Origin of the sequence: Mycoplasma sp. NEAQ87857 (genome assembly GCF_009792315.1) — a bacterium.
Classification (GTDB): Bacteria; Bacillota_I; Bacilli_A; order Mycoplasmatales; family Metamycoplasmataceae; genus Mycoplasmopsis.
Window position 1 is genome coordinate 824225 of sequence record NZ_CP045542.1, and the last position, 18800, is coordinate 843024.

Below are 18800 nucleotides of genomic sequence, written 5' to 3' on the forward strand. Positions count from 1 at the left end.
TAAAACCAAAAATAAACCAAAAAAGGAAAATATGGATAGAAGACTAAATATCAGTGATAAATATTTCAAATTAATTAATCAAGGTTCAAAAACAGTTGAAATAAGATTAAATGATCCTAGAAGATATGGTTTAAAAGAAGGAACATTAATCAACTTAATTAATGACCAAACTCAAGATGAATTATGTGTAAAAATTAAAAGAGTTACTAAATATAACTCTTTTAAGGATTTATTAACTAATGAAGATACTTCAAAAACTCAATTATCATTAAGCGATTTAGATGTTTTATATCAATTTTATTCAATTGAAAATGAAGCTAAATATGGAGTTTTAGCTATTGAAGTTGAAAAATTTGAACCATCATTAGATATGATAGAAAATTTTGTTTTTGACCTTGATGGAACTTTATTAAATGAACAAGGTAAAATTAATCCTCAAAATTACAAAATGCTATTAGAATTATCAAAACAAGGTAAAAATATAATTATTGCAACTGGAAGACCTTTATATACAGCAAAAAATATTATTAAAGATTTACCAACTAAATTTCCAATTATTTTTGCTAATGGTTCAATGATTTATGACTTAAAGCAACAAAAATTTATTAAAACATTTCCGATTGAAAAAGAATATGCTTTAAACATTTATAATCAAATGAATCAATGAGGATATGATTTACTAATTTATATTCCTGAATCAGTAATAGGGATTAATACATTTAAAACAGATTTTTTTAGTTCAAAAAATTACAATCATCGCATAGGCGAACAACACTTTTGAGAAAATCCTGATTTTAACACCAAGGATTATGATTTATGTAAGTTTTTAGTAATCAAAAGAAGCAATGAAGAAGAAAAATTTAATGATGTAATTAGTTTTATTAATAAAATCCCAAATGTTTATGGTGTGGTTTCTCAACCTCCATATTTAGATGTTATGTCAAGCAAAGCAACTAAAGGTAATGGGCTTAAGTATTTATTTGAACAATATAATTTAGATTTAAATAAAACAATATGTTTTGGTGATGCAGATAATGATGAGTCAATGTTTGAAATATGTAAATTTTCAGGAGCTACCGCCAATGCGTTTGAAAGCGTTAAAAGTAAAGCTCTATTCCAATGCTTAGATCATGATACTGATTGATTAGTACAATTTATCAATAAATTAAATAAAAAATAGGTGTATTTAGCAATAAATACACCTATTTTTTCAAAAAATTGTATAAAAAAATGGCGGAACAGAGAGGATTTGAACCTCCGCGGGACTTGCATCCCCTACAGTCTTAGCAGGACCGCCTCTTCAGCCACTTGAGTACTGTTCCACGTTTTTAGTAAAAAAATTATACCATTTATTAGTCGAAATAAAAAAATTATTTATTAAAGTTTTACGGTTCTTGGTTTTAGAGATTTTAAAAGTACTTAAGCAAGTACCTAGTTCTATATAGTTAAATTCTATAATATTTCATATAAATTACTAAAAAAGGATGTAGAAAAAGATGTGTTTTGTACAAAACACAAAAGTCGCAAAATTAAAATTTTCAAAATTTATGTTAGAAAAATTGTTTTTTATGTAAATTTAACAAGATTGAGCAAAGAGAATTCTTTCGTACTCATTAGGTGATAAGTACTTCCCATTGTATTTTAATGATTTTCTTGTTTTGTTATTAATTCTGTTCATTATCTCTTGAATTTCTTCTTGTGAAGTGTTGTCAAAAGTTTTTCCTTTTGGGAAAAATAGTCTTATTTCTCTATGCATATTTTCGATTGAACCTTTTTGTGATGATCGATAAGGATCGCAGTGATAAATTTGTCCTATACAATCAATTTTATCTAATAAATAATTCTCAGATCCATTATCAATTGTTAAGCTATCTATTCTTAAATTAAATGCTTTAATTAAGGTTTCTAAACCTTCTTTAGCAGCTAAAGCAGTTCTACCAATTTTGATTGAGTAAGCTTTTCTACTTTTTCTATTAAGTAATGTTAAAAGAACAGTTTTAGATCTTTTTGATCCTACTACTGTATCCATTTCATAGTCAAAAAAGTTTTGTCTTAAATTAATTTCTTCACTACGATATTTTATGTTTAAACCAATTTTCTTTTTCTTTTGTACTTGTTTTCTAGATAAAACAGAACTATACCCACGTTTTGAAACAATAGGTAAAATGTCTATAGGAAGGTTTAAATATGGTAATTTCAGTAAGTGGTAAATACTTTGTTCGCTAGTGATATATGAATTTGGGTTGCTTTCTATAAAGTTTAGTCTAATGTTAAAAATAGAAGTTTTAATAGCTCTAACACTTACTTTTTTAAATTTGTTCTTATTGTAATTTTTAGTTACTTCATTTAAATAAACAAAGAAATCTTTATATCTATTTTTCATAATTTGTTTTTGTAAAAAGTTTCTATGTTGTTCAGCTTGGTTTCTAGAGTCAAATCAATTTTTAATATTAAGTCATTGAATTTGTTGAAAGTACTGACCGCAATTATTGCATCTTTGACGTTTTGGAAAGTGTTTAACGTCGTTAAATTTCATTAGTTTATTAAAGTTTGAAACAATGCTTTTACGACTAAATCCAAGCTCTTTAGATATCTCTTTTAAGCTATTATTACTCTTTAGGCGATCAACCATTATCATAACACTTGATACGTTAAAATGATTAGGGTCAAACTTTCTCTTTGATGATAGCACTTGAATATAAAAGTCTGTATCAACTTTAGTTTTCTTAAAAAGGTAATGCTTATAAACTTTGATATTTTGTTTATTATTTAAATGGTTTGAGATGAATTGTTTAATGCAAATAGGTTTAACTATTGGACTTTTACGTTTATTCATTATAATTAAGTTGGTTTCCTTTCGTTTATTTTTTTCTATATATATTTTACTAGGAAACTAAAAGCACGGACCCTTAAACCGGGAACCGTGCTTTTTTAATGAATAGTAAAATTATATATTTTTCACAAAGTGTATAAAAAAATCCTATTTTATAGCATCATAGAGGTATCTATTATCTATAAAATAGGATTAAAATCTATTCTTTATTTTGATTAAAATTATTATTTAATTTTTGAAGTTCTTCAAGAATTAATTGATCAGTTGTAGGAACAACTGGTGATGGAACTGTTGGGTTTTTTCTTTCTTTAATTTCTTTTCTTTTGTTTGAAATTACAAAATATGTAACTAAAACTAAGAATATTACAAGATTAACAATTACTAAAGAAATAACTGCAGCTAGAAAGTTTCCAATTCTAACATCGCCTCATTTCAATTGTTTAATATCATCAAGTTTTAAATGGGCTATAATTGGAGCCATAATAATATCATCAGAAATTGATTTAACTACAGCACCAAAAACAGTTCCTAATAAAAGACCAATAGCTAACATTAAAAAGTTACCTTTTTTCAATGAACCTTTTGCATCTTTTAATGATTTTTTGAATAAATTCATAATTCTCCTTTACTTATTATGTTTAACATATCATAAACTAAAAATTAATAAACAAGAATTTTATTTTAATTTTATGCACTAACTAATGGGTAAATCAAAGCAATAGCACCTGCAAAAAACATCAATGCTAAAAATAAAGTTGAGTTGTATTTAGCTCTTTGTCATGAAGGAAGATACATTCCAGTTTTTTCGTAAGTGATGTTTTGTCTTCTAGGATTTTCTTTTATAAAATCATCTAGTTGTCTTTTTTTGTATTGTTTAAGTGCTGGTAATGAATATTTATAATAAACAAATAAACAAATTGCAGATAATACTAAAAAAGCAATTAATAAAGCTAAATATAAATATCAAGTTGATGTGTCTTTAGGAGTGCTAACAGTACTACCAATTTCAGGTTGACTATTTAAAAATAGTTGATTTAATTGATTAATCATTTTAATTTTCCTCTTTATTATTTTGAATCAATAATGCTAATTCATCTAATTGATCTTGTGAAACCACTGAAGGAGCACTAGTAAATACATCTTCATTTTTTGAGTTTTTAGGAAAAGGTATTACATCTCTGATGGTGTTTTGGTTAGCTAAAATCATAATGATTCTATCTAATCCTAACCCAATTCCACAGTGAGGAGGTACTCCATATTCTAAAGCTTGTAAAAAGAAACCAAATTTACTTTGTTGTTCTTCTTTAGACATTTGAATTAATTCAAACATTTTTTCTTGTAGTTGTTTATCATAAATTCTAGCTGAACCACTACCTAATTCAAAACCGTTTAAAACTAAATCATAACTTCTTGCTCGAATTTGATCTTTTTCTAAAGAGTTTAATTCTTCTAACGAATGATCAAATTGGGTAAATGGGTGATGAGCAGCTGCTCATTTATTAGTTTCTGCATCATATTCAAACATTGGTCAATTAACTATTCAAGCAAAGTTATATTCATCTTTTGCTCAATTGTATCAAGAGTTTAATTCAACTCTTAAAGCACCTAAAGCTTGAGATGCATTTTCGAATGTATTAGCACAAATTAAGTATGTACCATCTTTTTGTTCTTGAGATTTAATAAGTTGTTTAGATGCTTCAAGTACTTTATTAGCAAAGTTAGTTTGCTTAATTTCACCATTTTCCACAGTCATAAAGAATAAAGCATTTACCTTATTCTTTTTAGCTATTTCTTCAAGCTTTTTAAAGTCTTTTTTAGTAATGATTTCTTGAATTTTAAGCATTCTTTTACTTGGAGCTGATTTAATAATATTAAAATCAGTATCATTACAAAAATCATTAATATCTACTATTTTGTTATCGTGTCTTAAATCAGGTTTATCTGAACCATAGTCTCTAATACAATCATCAAAATTCAATCTTTGAAAAGGTATTTGAATATCGATGTTTTTTACTTTTTTAAGTACATATTGAAATAATTGTTCAATTTTAGATTGAAAAATTTCAACATCCATATAACTTACTTCAATATCTAATTGAGTAAATTCTGGTTGACGATCTTTTCTTGAATCTTCATCTCTAAAACATCTAGCAAATTGGAAATAACGTTCAAATCCTGAAATCATTAATAATTGCTTAAATAATTGAGGGCTTTGAGGTAAAGCATAAAATCTACCTTGTTTTCTTGTAGGAACTAAAAAGTCTCTAGCTCCTTCTGGAGTTGCTTTAGTTAAAAAAGGAGTTTCTAATTCTAAAAAGTCATTTTGTTGCAAGAATTCTCTTACAGCAAACATAAAATTATTTTTTAGAATAATATTATTTTTCATTACGTTTCTACGTAAGTCTAAGAATCTGTATTTTAATCTTAATTCTTCTTTAATTTCAATATCATCTCTTATTTGAAAAGGTATTTCATTAGCACTTGATAAAACTTTGTAATCATCAACTACAACTTCAATTTCCCCTGTAGGGAGATTTAAATTAACATCTTTTCTTTCAACTACAGTTCCAGAAACTTCAAGCACACTTTCTTTACTAAAATGAATTGGTTGATTAAAAACTAATTGAGTAATTCCGTATCTATCTCTTAAATCAACAAAGTTTAATTCACCAAATCTACGTTTATTTGCTACAAATCCATAAAGTGTTACTTTAGAACCAATGTCGCTTTTTCTTAATTGATTATTATTTATTGTTTTATTCATCATAATCTAACATAACTCCTTCTATTAATTCATCTAAAAATTCTTCATCTAAAGCATCAGATGGATCAATATGATCATTAATAAATAAGGTTAAATCAGTAATACCTTTTGGATCATCTGAGAACATAATTTTTTCATTAGTATTTAAATCTTTAACAATAAATACTGATTCAGGTAATTTAGGGTCATCACAAATTAAAATACTTGCATTGTATGATTTAGCTTTATCAAATATCTTTTTAGATTTAATCAATGAGTATTCTGTATGAACTTGATTAAATAAAGTTCTTAAAAAGGTATTTGTAATAGTTAATAAAGAATTTAAATTTTCTTGACTAACGCTTGCAGCAACAAAAATATTTGCTCCTTTAAGTTTTTGTTTAAAATCATTTGATTCAATAATTTTAGGTCCAATAATAGCAATTAATCTATCTACTCCAAAACCAAAACCAACACTAGATAATTTTGGTCCTCCTAGTTGATTGATTAAATTAGAATATCTACCTCCACCAATTAAGGTGCTTTGGCTTCCAGTATTTTCATCTAAAGATACAAATTCAAAAACAACTTCATCATAGTAATCTAAACCTCTAACTAAATCACTAGACACTTCATAACTAATTTCATTAGCATCTAAGTATTTAAGTACATTATCAAAATATTCTTTTGATTCTTTACTTAAAAACTCAGTAATTTTAGGTGCGTTTTTAACAAAATCTAATGTAGAATCTACTTTATCATCTAAGATTCTTAGAGCTTTCTTTTGATCTAATCTCATTTGAGATTGTTTTGAAAGTTGATCATAGTAAGGAGTAAGGTATTCAATTAATTTAGCTTCATATTTTTGTCTAGTTTCAAAATCTCCAATAGTATTAATTTTTAAAGTAAATGGAATTTCTAAGCTATTTAAAATAAAGTTAGCTAATTGAATTACTTCAACATCTTTATAGTAGTTTTTTTCTCCAATTAATTCAACACCTGCTTGATAAAATTGTCTATAACGTCCTTTTTGAGGTTGTTCATATCTAAACATAGGCCCAAAATAAGCAAATTTTTCATTATTTACATATCATTTGTTTTCAATTAAAGCTCTTACAAAACTAGCTGTCCCTTCAGGTCTTAAGCAAATTTCTCTATTCCCTTTATCAACAAATTCATACATTTCTTTATTTGCTATTTCAGAATCAGCAACTGAACGTTTAAATAATGATGTGTGTTCTAAAATTGGGGTTTCAATCATTTGATAATTGTAATTTTGTATTAAAGACATAAATATGTCACGAATAAATTCTTTTACTTGAAAATCAATAGCATTATAGTCTTTAGTACCTTTAACTTTATTAATCATATTTCTCCTTATTTTAATTAATTTATAGCTATATTTAATAGTTTATAAATTATATTTTATTTATAAAATTAAATTTCGATTTATAAGCATTTTTTAATTATTTTTTTAATTTTTTTAGTTTTAAAAATTAAATTTCAAAATGCAAAAAATCTATTAAGTTTATTCTTGATATTTTTGTCATTGTAATTAGCTTTAATCGTAATTCACTCATTAGCTAAATGTTTATAAACATAAAAGTTTATTTTTTTATTGTTATTATTATTATTTTTCATTTCAAGATTAACCAAATAATGAGTGGTTTGATCTTGAAAATTAACAATTTTACTGTTATTTCAATCTATTTTTCATTTATGTTTTAAATTAAAATTATCAATAATTTGTTTTAAATTATCATTGGTTAATTTATTTAAATCCATATATGAACAATTAATTGTAAAGTGTTTAATAATGTTGCTTTTAAAGAAGTTTTTCATCTTTTTATATTTTAGATAAAGCAAATTATTATTCTTTTTATAAGTATCAAGCATTTTACACACCTGAAAAACCAAATTATAATTACTGTAATCAATAGGATTATCAATAATATTAATTAAATTATTTTTATCAATTGAATCTACATAAGTTCAATTAAAACCAAGTGAGCTAAGCAAATTAGTTATTTCATTAATTTGATTAGGTTTAATAATGATTTGATCTTTTTGATCAAAATTTTTATTCTTTCAACTAAAAGAATAAAAATTAATTAATAAATATAATAATTCATCACTTTTAATTTCGTTATACGAAGGTATTTTATACCATAATTTACTTTTAATTTTAAAAGCAAATTTAAAATTTTTCTTTTGATTATACAAAATAAATACATCTGATTTTTTATATTTTAAATACCTAATGTATTTAAAGAAAAACTTATTTGAAAAAAATGATTTGTTAGATTTCTTTTGTTGGAGTTGTAAATGATTTGTAATTTTTTTAAGAATAAAGTCAATGTTTGTCATTGAATTTAAATCACTTGCATATGAATAACTATTAATTTGAGTAGCTTGATGATATTGATCAAATTCAATTGAATTATAAATTTGATCAATAGAAACATAATTAACATTACTTTGGTCATTTGTAAAATTAATTATTTCATCAAAATGTATCATCGTTTCAACTAAATTAGTCATTTGGTTAATAGATATTAATTTATTTTGGTCAAATAATTTCACATATCAAAATTGATCAAATTCATTGAATTCAAAATAAATAGCATAATCATAATTATTTTTAATTTCATTTTGAAATAAAAATGGATCAATGGTGTTTTTTGCAACAAAGATTCGGTTATTAAAAATACTATTGATGCTGTAATTTAATAAATCAAAATCTTTATTACAAGCAATAAAGATTTTTTTATCAATTATTTGTTTGGTGAATAAATAAGAAATTATAGAAATGGTATAAGTATTTAATGCATTAGTTGCTTCTTCAAAGTTTTTAAACTTAATTCCATATGGTGTGATTTGTGGTTTTGATTGAATATTAACAAGAAATAAATCATCTTTTATTTTTGTTTCAATATCAAAATCAAGATTAAATTTATTGTAAATATGTTTTCAAATTGATAAAGCTGTATGCATATTTTTCCATTTCTGTAGATAATGTTTGAATTTTACCAAATTTCATAAAAAATAGACTATTAAATATAATATATATTATATTTATATAACAAATTTTGTAAAAAATTTAAATTTTTTAATAATAAAGCTTGGGGAACGATAACTTTCATTTTACATTTTGCATAACTTTCATTTTACATTTTGCATAACTTTCATTTTACATTTTGCATAACTTTCATTTTACATTTTGCATAACTTTCATTTTACATTTTGCATAACTTTCATTTTACATTTTGCATAACTTTCATTTTACATTTTGCATAACTTTCATTTTACATTTTGCATAACTTTCATTTTACATTTTGCATAACTTTCATTTTACATTTTGCATAAATTGATAATAAAAATATTAGTAAAATAATATAATTTATTTATGGAAACACTTGAATTTAGTAGATTTTTAGAAGAAAAAGTTAGTGAGTACTTACAAACTTTTGGGTGTGTTGTAATAAAGGGTCCAAGGTTTGTAGGTAAGACTTATTTGAGTAAGAAATTTAGTAAGTTAAATATAGATCTTTCTAACGCAAAAAAAGAGTTCTTAGAAGCAGCTAGAATCAGCCCTCATTCGATATTAGAACAAAGTGTAAAACCAGTACTTATTGATGAATGACAATTAGCACCACAATTATGAACTGCTGCAAAGAATATAATTGACGAAAAAAATAATGATCGAGGATTATTTATTTTTACTGGATCTGTTCAATTGAAATATATGGATATAAAAGAATTTGGTATAGGTCGATTTGGTTCATTAGAATTATGACCTTTAAGTTTATATGAAAGTAGAGATTCTAACGGTGCAATTTCACTAAAAGATATAAAAGATGAAAAATTTAAAACAACATTTTTCAAAGAACCAATGACCTTAGAAAAAGTTATTCAATTAACTTTTAGAGGCGGATTCCCTGTATGTGTAAAAAATGAAGGTTATTCAAGAATTAATAAAGAATATATAAAACAAACAATTGAATCGCTAAATATTATAGATGGATACAAAAACACAGATAAACATAAATTTGAGATGTTTTTACGATTAATGGCTTTAAGGGTCGGGAATATTATTTCTAATGAAAATTTAATTAATCAATTATCAAAAAGTGATAGTGAAAAAATCACCAGACCAACAATTAATAAATATATGGAAATTTTAAGAAACCAATTTTTAATTGATGAATTATCTTCATATGATTCAAATGTTATTTCGCCATATAGAATAATCAAAAAGAAAAAACTTTATTTTTATGATCCGAGTTTAGCACTAGCTGCTCCTGACTTTTGCAGTTAAAAAATTTTTACTTATATACATAGTATATAAGTAATATTAATTTTTTTACTTGTTATTCTGTTAGAATATGATATAATGCGAATATGTTTGTGAAAATTAGTAAAGTAAGTGGTGTTGAATATGTAACACTAGTGGAATCAAAATGAGACAAAGTTAAAAAGAAAGCAGTTCATAAAGTTGTACAAAGATTGGGTAGAAAAGAAGATTTAATAGCAAACGATCCACTTGCTATTGAAAAATTAAAAGAAGAATGTAAAAAGTCAAAAGCAAAAATATCAGAAGCAAATCAATTAGTAACTGATGTTATGGATTCACTTCTTCATAATGTACTTCTTACTGATAACGAAACTTTAGACACTATGTGTTATGGTAATTTGATTTATAGAAAATTATTCAAAACACTAAAGTTAGACAAGTTTTTCAATAAAGTTGATAAAAGTTATAGGACAAAATACTCACTTTCTGAACTTACAGAATTCTTAGTAACTTCAAGAATTTTAAGACCTGAATCAAAACTTCAAACTTTCAATCAAAAAGAAAAATTTATTACAAATTATGACTTTTCTCTTGAGTCAGTTTATAGATCACTTGAAAAAATTGGTAAAGAAAAAAGCAAGGTTGTAAGTTATTTAAACAAACAGTTATCAAGCTTGTACAATAGAGATTTAACACATTGTTATTATGATGTAACAACAATTTATTTTGAAAGTTTTGACGCTGATGAATTAAGAAATTTTGGTTTTTCAAAAGACTTAAAAGTGAATCAAACACAAGTGGTTTTAGCACTTGCTATTGATAACAAAGGTATTCCTATTACATATGAAGTTTTTCCCGGAAATACTAATGAATTCAAAACATTTTTACCATTTTTAGAGAGTTTGAAAAACAATTTTGGTTTCCAAAACATCACAATTATTGCTGATAAAGGCTTAAATTCTAAAAATAACCTATTAGAAATGAAAAAATTAGGTTACAACTACATCATTACTGAAAAAATAAAATCATTAGATAAAAAGGTGTCTGATGCATTTGATTTAGATACTTTTGAAAGTGTTACAGATAAATTTTTCGTGAGAAAAATACCTGTAATTGACTATGTTAATAGTGACGAAAAAGTCTATGCTCTAGATGATGAATTAGTTTTAACTTACTCAAGCGAAAGATCAAAATATGACTTATATCACATTGAAAAATTAAAACAAAAAGCTACTAAACTAATTGAACAAAAGAACCATACAACATACAAATCATCTATTAATACAGGTGGCAAAAAGTATATTTCAAGTAAAGTTGAAAACGTTGAATTCAATCAAAAACAATATGATAAAGATTTAAAGACAATTGGGTTTTATGGGATAAGAACTAATATTAAAGAAATTGATCCAATGAAAATTTATAAACAATTAAGAGGTTTATGAAAGATTGAAGAATCTTTTAGAGTGCTTAAAACCAATTTTGAAGCAAGACCAGTTTATGTGTGAAAAAAGGAATCTATTTTAGGTCATTTCTTAATTTGTTATATATCTTTAGTTATTCAAAGATATCTTGAATTATTATTAAAAGAAACAGTAAATTTTGAAAAAGATGATCAATATTTAACTACATCTAAAATTATAAAAACCTTAAATGAGAAAGCTACAGTAGTCATTTGAGGAGAAGATAAAGAACATTTTTTAAGATTAAAAATGGATGAAGGACTTACAAGAATATTAAAAGCATTTAATATTAATTCACTACCTAAATATGGTAAGGTTGAAAATTTAAGTTCTATTATACTAGGAAAAAGATAAACAAAAAGACGAAAACGCAATAAATACAGGGGTTTTCGTCTTTTCTTTAACCATAACTGCAAAAGTCAGGTGAACTTAGCTTGCTCATCATTAATTAATTCACTAGTTTTCTCTAAAATTCCTAATTCAACTATAGGATCTAATACATAATTTGTTTTTTGAGTAATAGCAGCAAAATTCTCTTGCTTAATTCTAAAGAAGTTATCAAAATCTATATAATATGTTTCATTTTCATTTAAATTTAAAGTAAATTGATTAATTAAGTTTTTCCTGACTTTTGCAGTTAAAAAATTTTTACTTATATACATAGTATATAAGTAATATTAATTTTTTTACTTGTTATTCTGTTAGAATATGATATAATGCGAATATGTTTGTGAAAATTAGTAAAGTAAGTGGTGTTGAATATGTAACACTAGTGGAATCAAAATGAGACAAAGTTAAAAAGAAAGCAGTTCATAAAGTTGTACAAAGATTGGGTAGAAAAGAAGATTTAATAGCAAACGATCCACTTGCTATTGAAAAATTAAAAGAAGAATGTAAAAAGTCAAAAGCAAAAATATCAGAAGCAAATCAATTAGTAACTGATGTTATGGATTCACTTCTTCATAATGTACTTCTTACTGATAACGAAACTTTAGACACTATGTGTTATGGTAATTTGATTTATAGAAAATTATTCAAAACACTAAAGTTAGACAAGTTTTTCAATAAAGTTGATAAAAGTTATAGGACAAAATACTCACTTTCTGAACTTACAGAATTCTTAGTAACTTCAAGAATTTTAAGACCTGAATCAAAACTTCAAACTTTCAATCAAAAAGAAAAATTTATTACAAATTATGACTTTTCTCTTGAGTCAGTTTATAGATCACTTGAAAAAATTGGTAAAGAAAAAAGCAAGGTTGTAAGTTATTTAAACAAACAGTTATCAAGCTTGTACAATAGAGATTTAACACATTGTTATTATGATGTAACAACAATTTATTTTGAAAGTTTTGACGCTGATGAATTAAGAAATTTTGGTTTTTCAAAAGACTTAAAAGTGAATCAAACACAAGTGGTTTTAGCACTTGCTATTGATAACAAAGGTATTCCTATTACATATGAAGTTTTTCCCGGAAATACTAATGAATTCAAAACATTTTTACCATTTTTAGAGAGTTTGAAAAACAATTTTGGTTTCCAAAACATCACAATTATTGCTGATAAAGGCTTAAATTCTAAAAATAACCTATTAGAAATGAAAAAATTAGGTTACAACTACATCATTACTGAAAAAATAAAATCATTAGATAAAAAGGTGTCTGATGCATTTGATTTAGATACTTTTGAAAGTGTTACAGATAAATTTTTCGTGAGAAAAATACCTGTAATTGACTATGTTAATAGTGACGAAAAAGTCTATGCTCTAGATGATGAATTAGTTTTAACTTACTCAAGCGAAAGATCAAAATATGACTTATATCACATTGAAAAATTAAAACAAAAAGCTACTAAACTAATTGAACAAAAGAACCATACAACATACAAATCATCTATTAATACAGGTGGCAAAAAGTATATTTCAAGTAAAGTTGAAAACGTTGAATTCAATCAAAAACAATATGATAAAGATTTAAAGACAATTGGGTTTTATGGGATAAGAACTAATATTAAAGAAATTGATCCAATGAAAATTTATAAACAATTAAGAGGTTTATGAAAGATTGAAGAATCTTTTAGAGTGCTTAAAACCAATTTTGAAGCAAGACCAGTTTATGTGTGAAAAAAGGAATCTATTTTAGGTCATTTCTTAATTTGTTATATATCTTTAGTTATTCAAAGATATCTTGAATTATTATTAAAAGAAACAGTAAATTTTGAAAAAGATGATCAATATTTAACTACATCTAAAATTATAAAAACCTTAAATGAGAAAGCTACAGTAGTCATTTGAGGAGAAGATAAAGAACATTTTTTAAGATTAAAAATGGATGAAGGACTTACAAGAATATTAAAAGCATTTAATATTAATTCACTACCTAAATATGGTAAGGTTGAAAATTTAAGTTCTATTATACTAGGAAAAAGATAAACAAAAAGACGAAAACGCAATAAATACAGGGGTTTTCGTCTTTTCTTTAACCATAACTGCAAAAGTCAGGAGTTATTTTTAGTAGGAAAAATCGTTTAAGATATGTATTTATACATCGTTTCACTTTTATTTGAGAGTATTTTAAAACAGAAACATTAGTATGTTATGATAAAGATGATGCTAGTGCATGACCTTTACATATTCAAAATATTCAACAATCTATCGAATCTGAAAGTGATCAAGAAGTAATTGACAGAGCTTATCAAAAAATCCAAGAATACCGAGAATCAAAAGTTAATAAAAATTAAATACCACTATCCAATAACTAACATAAGTTAGTTATTTTTTAATATCTTTAAATTTATATTTTTTTCATATATAATCAAAACATAAAAATAAGGAAGTTTTACATGAAAAATAAATTTAATGCAAATTTAGTAAACCTTTATATTTTACAAGTAGTTGCTGCTATTTGATTTATCCTACCCATATTGATAAATATAGCTTTTATTGATTTACCAAAACGAACTATAATTTTTAACTATATTTCACTTGGGATTGCTTGTTTTTTTCAATTGTTTTTCATTATATATCTAATTTCTTCTATTAAAAAAGGAATGAGATTACAATTGTTTTACCAAGATTTTAAAGGTAAATATGATGATTTATTTATTGAAAAATTTAGACACATAACTGCATATATATTTAACAGAGACTTAATGCCGGATTTTTGTTATAAAGGGCGTTCTAACCTTAAAAAAATGAAATATAAGCAACCTGAATATGTTGATAGTATATATCTTACCGAGTGAAAAGATAGGAGATTAAAATACTTAAGTATTTGAATTTTAATATTTAATTGACTCAAATGTTGAACGCTAGCCACTTATGTAATTCCGTTCTTTTTATACTTACCAATTGTTTTAATGTTAGGAACACCAAGGCCTAATTATCTTTGGATTTTGGTGCTTTCAACGCCAGGAATCGCTTTGGTGTTCGAATCTTTTATCGATCTATTTTTATATAAAATATCATTCGAATCCTTTGCGTTAATCAATAATCCATATTCGCAAATCAATAAATTCATAGCTTATATGAATAGATATAGTCATGATTATAATAGGGTAATCTTTAGTAAGAAGAATCGTTTGAGATATATTTTTATACATCGTTTCACAAACCTTTGGGAATATTTTAATAGCAAAGACTTAATATGTTATGATGATGATGATGTTAAAGAATGAATTTTTCTCATCCCTAACTTTGAAGCATCTATCGAAACTGAGCAAGACCAAGAAGTAATTGACAGAGTTAATCAAAAAATCCTAGAATATCAAGAATCAAAAGCTAATAAAGAGCGAAATTAATATAACAAAAAGCAACTAACTATGCCTGCGTTTCCCACTTTATACCTAAAATAAAAAACCGACCAGATACCCTAGCGATCTAGTTGGTTTTTTTGTTCATTTTTAAAATTTCTAGGGTAGTTTTAATTAATTTCATTATTTGATAATGAGTTTCACGTTCTTCGTTTCAATTTGATTGTTCTCTTACGAGAATTTTATTTTCGTATTCTTTGTTTATTCAAACCTCTTCAATCGCTTTTACGATTGAGTTCTTTGTAATTGGTTTTTCTAGGTTTAATGTTGTATTAACTTTATAAGTTAGGTAAGTCATCATAACCAACGAAATAAAACATAAAGCTATATGACCTAAAATATGTTTTTCTGATGAAAAATAAATTGGTCTAAGTTGTAAGTTTCCTTTTCAAAACCTAAAGTTTTCTTCGATTTTTCATTGTCTTGCATAAGTATCAATAATTTTCTTAGCATCTAAGTCAAATCTATTGGTTTCATACACATAAAATCCATCAAACTTTTTATCTTTTTGTATTTTTTCATGATCTAGTGTGTAATAAACTTTATTATCACTTATTTTAAAATATTTGTGTTTTTGTGAATTTAAGCTTTTAACTGGTACTTTTCCATTCACAGCTGATCGATTAAAGATTTTTTCAAACACTTCTCTATCATGTTTATCTTTTTCGTATCTTTTTTCAGATCAAGTAGCAATTAATCTACGATTATGACCATTTGGACGATTTTTTAACCCGTATAAAGAAGGATTTGTAATTTCTTTATAAAATAGTTTTTCATCTAAACTTAAATAATGTGAACCATCTAAAACTCAATTTTTAACATCACTTTTTGATCCTTTTAATTTATAAGAGATTATAAATTTATAACCTTTTTGCTCTAAAAATCTTATGTTTGAACTAACGCTCATTCCTCTATCGGCAACGATAGTAACATTCTTGATTTTGTATATTTTTTCAAGTTCAATCATAAAAGGAATAAAAGTTTTGCTATCAGGGGTATTACCAGGAAAAACTTTATAGTGTAAAGGGATTCCGTTTTTATCAGTGATCATCCCGATAACAAACTGATCTTCTTTAAATTTTCCATCTTTTGAATACCCAGGTTGTTTCAATCCTTCTTTGTCAAAAGTTTCAAAATAAATTGTAGTGCTATCAAATCATAAAACTTCAACTTCACGATCTTTGTTTTCAATAATTGCATCGTTAATATTTTGTAACATTTGCTCTCTGTTGTCATAAATGTAGTCTAATGAGCGATAAAACGAGTTTTTGCAAGTCGCAAATTTATTAGTTTTCTTGCTATTTAAATATGTTTGTAGCATTGATTGTGGTTTTGATATTCTTTGAAAAATTTGATATTGAACCAATAAATTTAAATCTTTCTTTCTTGTATCTTTACATTTTCTAAATAGATCAAAATGATCAAATAAACCAGAAATTACTTCTAAACCAGGATATTCTTCAAAAACCTGTCTTTTTACATTCTCTTGTTGAGTTTTTTCGTTAATAAGTTTTAAAATATCTTCTCTTTCATAGTGTATTGGAGCGTCTTTCAATATACCTTTTAGGTATTCAACTGGATTTTCTCACTTTTCTTCATAAACTTTGATATTTCCAATTCCAAACTTTTTAATATAACCTGGTTTTGTTGAATCTTTTAAACATGCTGATAAATATGTTGCATATTGAGTTGTTTGTTTAGCAATAACTCAAGCTAAACCTTTATTAACTCTTTTTCTTCCTCTTACTTTTTTGGCCATTATACCTCAATTATACACTATTTTTCTATCTCTATACCGAAAAAAATTATTTTTTATTATTATTTATAATAATAAAAAATAAGCAGCTTAAAAAGTGCTTATTTTCCTGTGTTTCCAAGTTTTAGCCAATTTTTTAGCACTTTTCCATACTTACTATACTACGTATAGTAAAAAAATTATTTTTTCCACATAATTACATTGTAATTATGGTATAATTAGGAGTATGAAAAAAGAAAAGTGAATTATTGTTAGAAGTAAAAGAAAAGACACATACTACATCACAGCAGCTATCTCAAATGGTCATGCTAGAGGTTATAAGAGAAGTATTGGTTTGGGGAATTTAGAAAAATTAGAAAAATCTACAAAAGACCCAATTAATCTCTTAAAAGAAGCTTGTGTTAATTGAGATCCTGAATGACCTAAAGATAAAATTTTGCAAGAAGTAAATAGAGTTCTTAAAAATTCAGTTGTTGAATCAAAAGTTGTAAATTATGGTCATCAGATTTTATTTAACACAATTGATGACTTGGATATTTTTGAGAAAACTAAAGAAACAAGATCAAAAGAATTAATAAAAATATTGAAATTTATAATTTCAACACGTATCTTAAAACAACAAAGTCTTATTAAAACTTTTGAAAGTATCCCAGATTATGAAATAGAATTTGATTCAAAAAAGACAACATTCTACAACTCTTTAGATTATCTTTCAGACAATAAAACAACTATTTTAAAAAACATCAATAATTCATTAATTTCTAAAAACCTAAGATCTGTTGATGTTATGTGATTTGATTCATCAACTGTATATTTTGAAACTTTTACAAGTTTAGGTCTTAAACACCCTGGATATTCAAAAGATGGAAAATTCAAAGAAGATCAAATTGTAGTGGGTTTAATCACTGATGAAAATGGTATTCCAATCCATTACAAATTATTTAAAGGCAATACAGCTGACCCAAATACTTTCATTCCATTTATCAACGAAATCAAGAAAATTTACAACCTTAGAATGGTTACAATAATTGCTGATAGAGGAATGAGTACCAATAAAAACATTAGATTCCTAGAACAAAATAATATTGATTTTATAATCTCTTACAGATTAAAAATCGCTACTAAAAGAACTAAATTATTCGCTCAAGATCCTGAAGGATATGTTGATTTAGATAATTTTAAATTTAAAGAAGAAACTTATGAATCGCTATGACAGAAAAAACGTCCAAACGGAAGAACTAGACGTAGAATAATAACTTATAGTGAAAAACGTGCTAAAAAAGATAAACAAGATAGACAAATTCTTATTGATAATTTCAATAAAAAAGCTAAAAATGGTATTGTTGCTCAAGCTGATTTGCTTGCTGGTAAAAAATACAAATTCTTTAAAGAAATTGAAAATGGTAAAACAACTTCATACAAGTTAGATTATGAAAAAATCGAGAGAGATAAAAAGTTTGATGGTTTATACGCTTACGAAACATCAAGACACGATCTTACAGTTCAAGATGTTGTTGATTTATATGCAAAACAATGACAAGTTGAAGAAAACTTTAGAACATTAAAAAACGCTTTAAGAATCAGACCTGTGTATGTGCGAAGTGACAAACACATTGAAGGATATTTTCTTTTATGCTTTATATCATTGGTTCTTATGAGATATTTACTAACTTTAGTAAATAAAAACTTAGAACCTGTATTAGGTGTTAAAAACGAAAGATTTACTAACACAAGATTAATAAAAGCAATTTTAAGTGCTAATAAATATGTTGAAGTGATAAATTCAAAAATTATCACTGAAAAATTAATAGAAAATAAAGATAATATGCAATATTTAAATGATTTTGCTATTATCAAAAAGATATTAGAAACTCAAAAACCTTAAATTACAATGTAAATTTTTG

General features: G+C 25.0%; 13 protein-coding genes and 1 tRNA gene. 6 read left to right on the forward strand and 8 right to left on the reverse strand.

Going from position 1 to position 18800, the window contains the following annotated elements:
- The first annotated feature begins 31 nt into the window (after positions 1-31).
- On the forward strand, positions 32-1180 hold the full coding sequence (locus GE118_RS02965) for a Cof-type HAD-IIB family hydrolase (RefSeq protein ID WP_158763955.1): 1149 nt from the start codon (positions 32-34) through the stop codon (positions 1178-1180).
- A gap of 51 nt (positions 1181-1231) precedes the next feature.
- On the opposite strand, the gene GE118_RS02970 is transcribed toward GE118_RS02965, so the two are convergent.
- The 7 genes from GE118_RS02970 to GE118_RS03000 form a co-directional block, all read right to left on the reverse strand.
- Positions 1232-1322, reverse strand: a tRNA-Ser gene (locus GE118_RS02970).
- A gap of 254 nt (positions 1323-1576) precedes the next feature.
- A complete protein-coding gene (locus GE118_RS02975; protein WP_158763524.1) occupies positions 1577-2836 on the reverse strand; it encodes an IS30 family transposase in 1260 nt (419 codons plus the stop codon).
- 196 nt (positions 2837-3032) lie between these two features.
- Entirely contained in the window at positions 3033-3449 is a 417-nt protein-coding gene (locus GE118_RS02980; protein ID WP_233262745.1) for an MscL family protein, read from the reverse strand.
- Positions 3450-3520: 71 nt separating this feature from the next.
- Positions 3521-3883, reverse strand: coding sequence for a hypothetical protein (locus GE118_RS02985; RefSeq protein ID WP_158763956.1), 363 nt, complete (start codon positions 3881-3883; stop codon positions 3521-3523).
- A 1-nt stretch (position 3884) separates the two neighbouring features.
- Positions 3885-5597, reverse strand: coding sequence for an aspartate--tRNA ligase (gene aspS / locus GE118_RS02990; RefSeq protein WP_158763957.1), 1713 nt, complete (start codon positions 5595-5597; stop codon positions 3885-3887).
- Positions 5590-6945 (reverse strand): histidine--tRNA ligase, encoded by a 1356-nt coding sequence (gene hisS, locus GE118_RS02995; protein ID WP_158763958.1) that lies wholly within the window; start codon positions 6943-6945, stop codon positions 5590-5592. The genes aspS and hisS overlap by 8 nt, the downstream gene beginning before the upstream one ends.
- A gap of 80 nt (positions 6946-7025) precedes the next feature.
- The gene (locus tag GE118_RS03000) at positions 7026-8570 is read right to left on the reverse strand and encodes a hypothetical protein (RefSeq protein ID WP_158763959.1); all 1545 of its coding nucleotides are present in this window, start codon (positions 8568-8570) and stop codon (positions 7026-7028) included.
- A gap of 412 nt (positions 8571-8982) precedes the next feature.
- On the opposite strand from GE118_RS03000, the gene GE118_RS03005 reads away from it, so the two are divergent.
- The 4 genes from GE118_RS03005 (at position 8983) to GE118_RS03020 (ending at position 15128) form a co-directional block, all read left to right on the forward strand.
- Complete coding sequence (locus GE118_RS03005; RefSeq protein WP_158763960.1) at positions 8983-9894, forward strand: ATP-binding protein; 912 nt, start codon at positions 8983-8985, stop codon at positions 9892-9894.
- Between the two features lie 83 nt (positions 9895-9977).
- Positions 9978-11684 (forward strand): IS1634 family transposase, encoded by a 1707-nt coding sequence (locus GE118_RS03010; protein ID WP_158763855.1) that lies wholly within the window; start codon positions 9978-9980, stop codon positions 11682-11684.
- A gap of 370 nt (positions 11685-12054) precedes the next feature.
- On the forward strand, positions 12055-13761 hold the full coding sequence (locus tag GE118_RS03015) for an IS1634 family transposase (RefSeq protein ID WP_158763855.1): 1707 nt from the start codon (positions 12055-12057) through the stop codon (positions 13759-13761).
- A gap of 410 nt (positions 13762-14171) precedes the next feature.
- On the forward strand, positions 14172-15128 hold the full coding sequence (locus GE118_RS03020; RefSeq protein ID WP_158763961.1) for a hypothetical protein: 957 nt from the start codon (positions 14172-14174) through the stop codon (positions 15126-15128).
- A 79-nt stretch (positions 15129-15207) separates the two neighbouring features.
- Here GE118_RS03020 and GE118_RS03025 read toward each other — a convergent pair whose 3' ends face one another.
- A complete protein-coding gene (locus GE118_RS03025) occupies positions 15208-16899 on the reverse strand; it encodes an IS1634 family transposase (protein WP_158763962.1) in 1692 nt (563 codons plus the stop codon).
- Positions 16900-17122: 223 nt separating this feature from the next.
- Between GE118_RS03025 and GE118_RS03030 the strand changes: the two genes are divergently transcribed.
- Positions 17123-18781, forward strand: a complete 1659-nt coding sequence (locus GE118_RS03030; protein WP_158763963.1) for an IS1634 family transposase — start codon at positions 17123-17125, stop codon at positions 18779-18781.
- Positions 18782-18800: the final 19 nt, after the last annotated feature.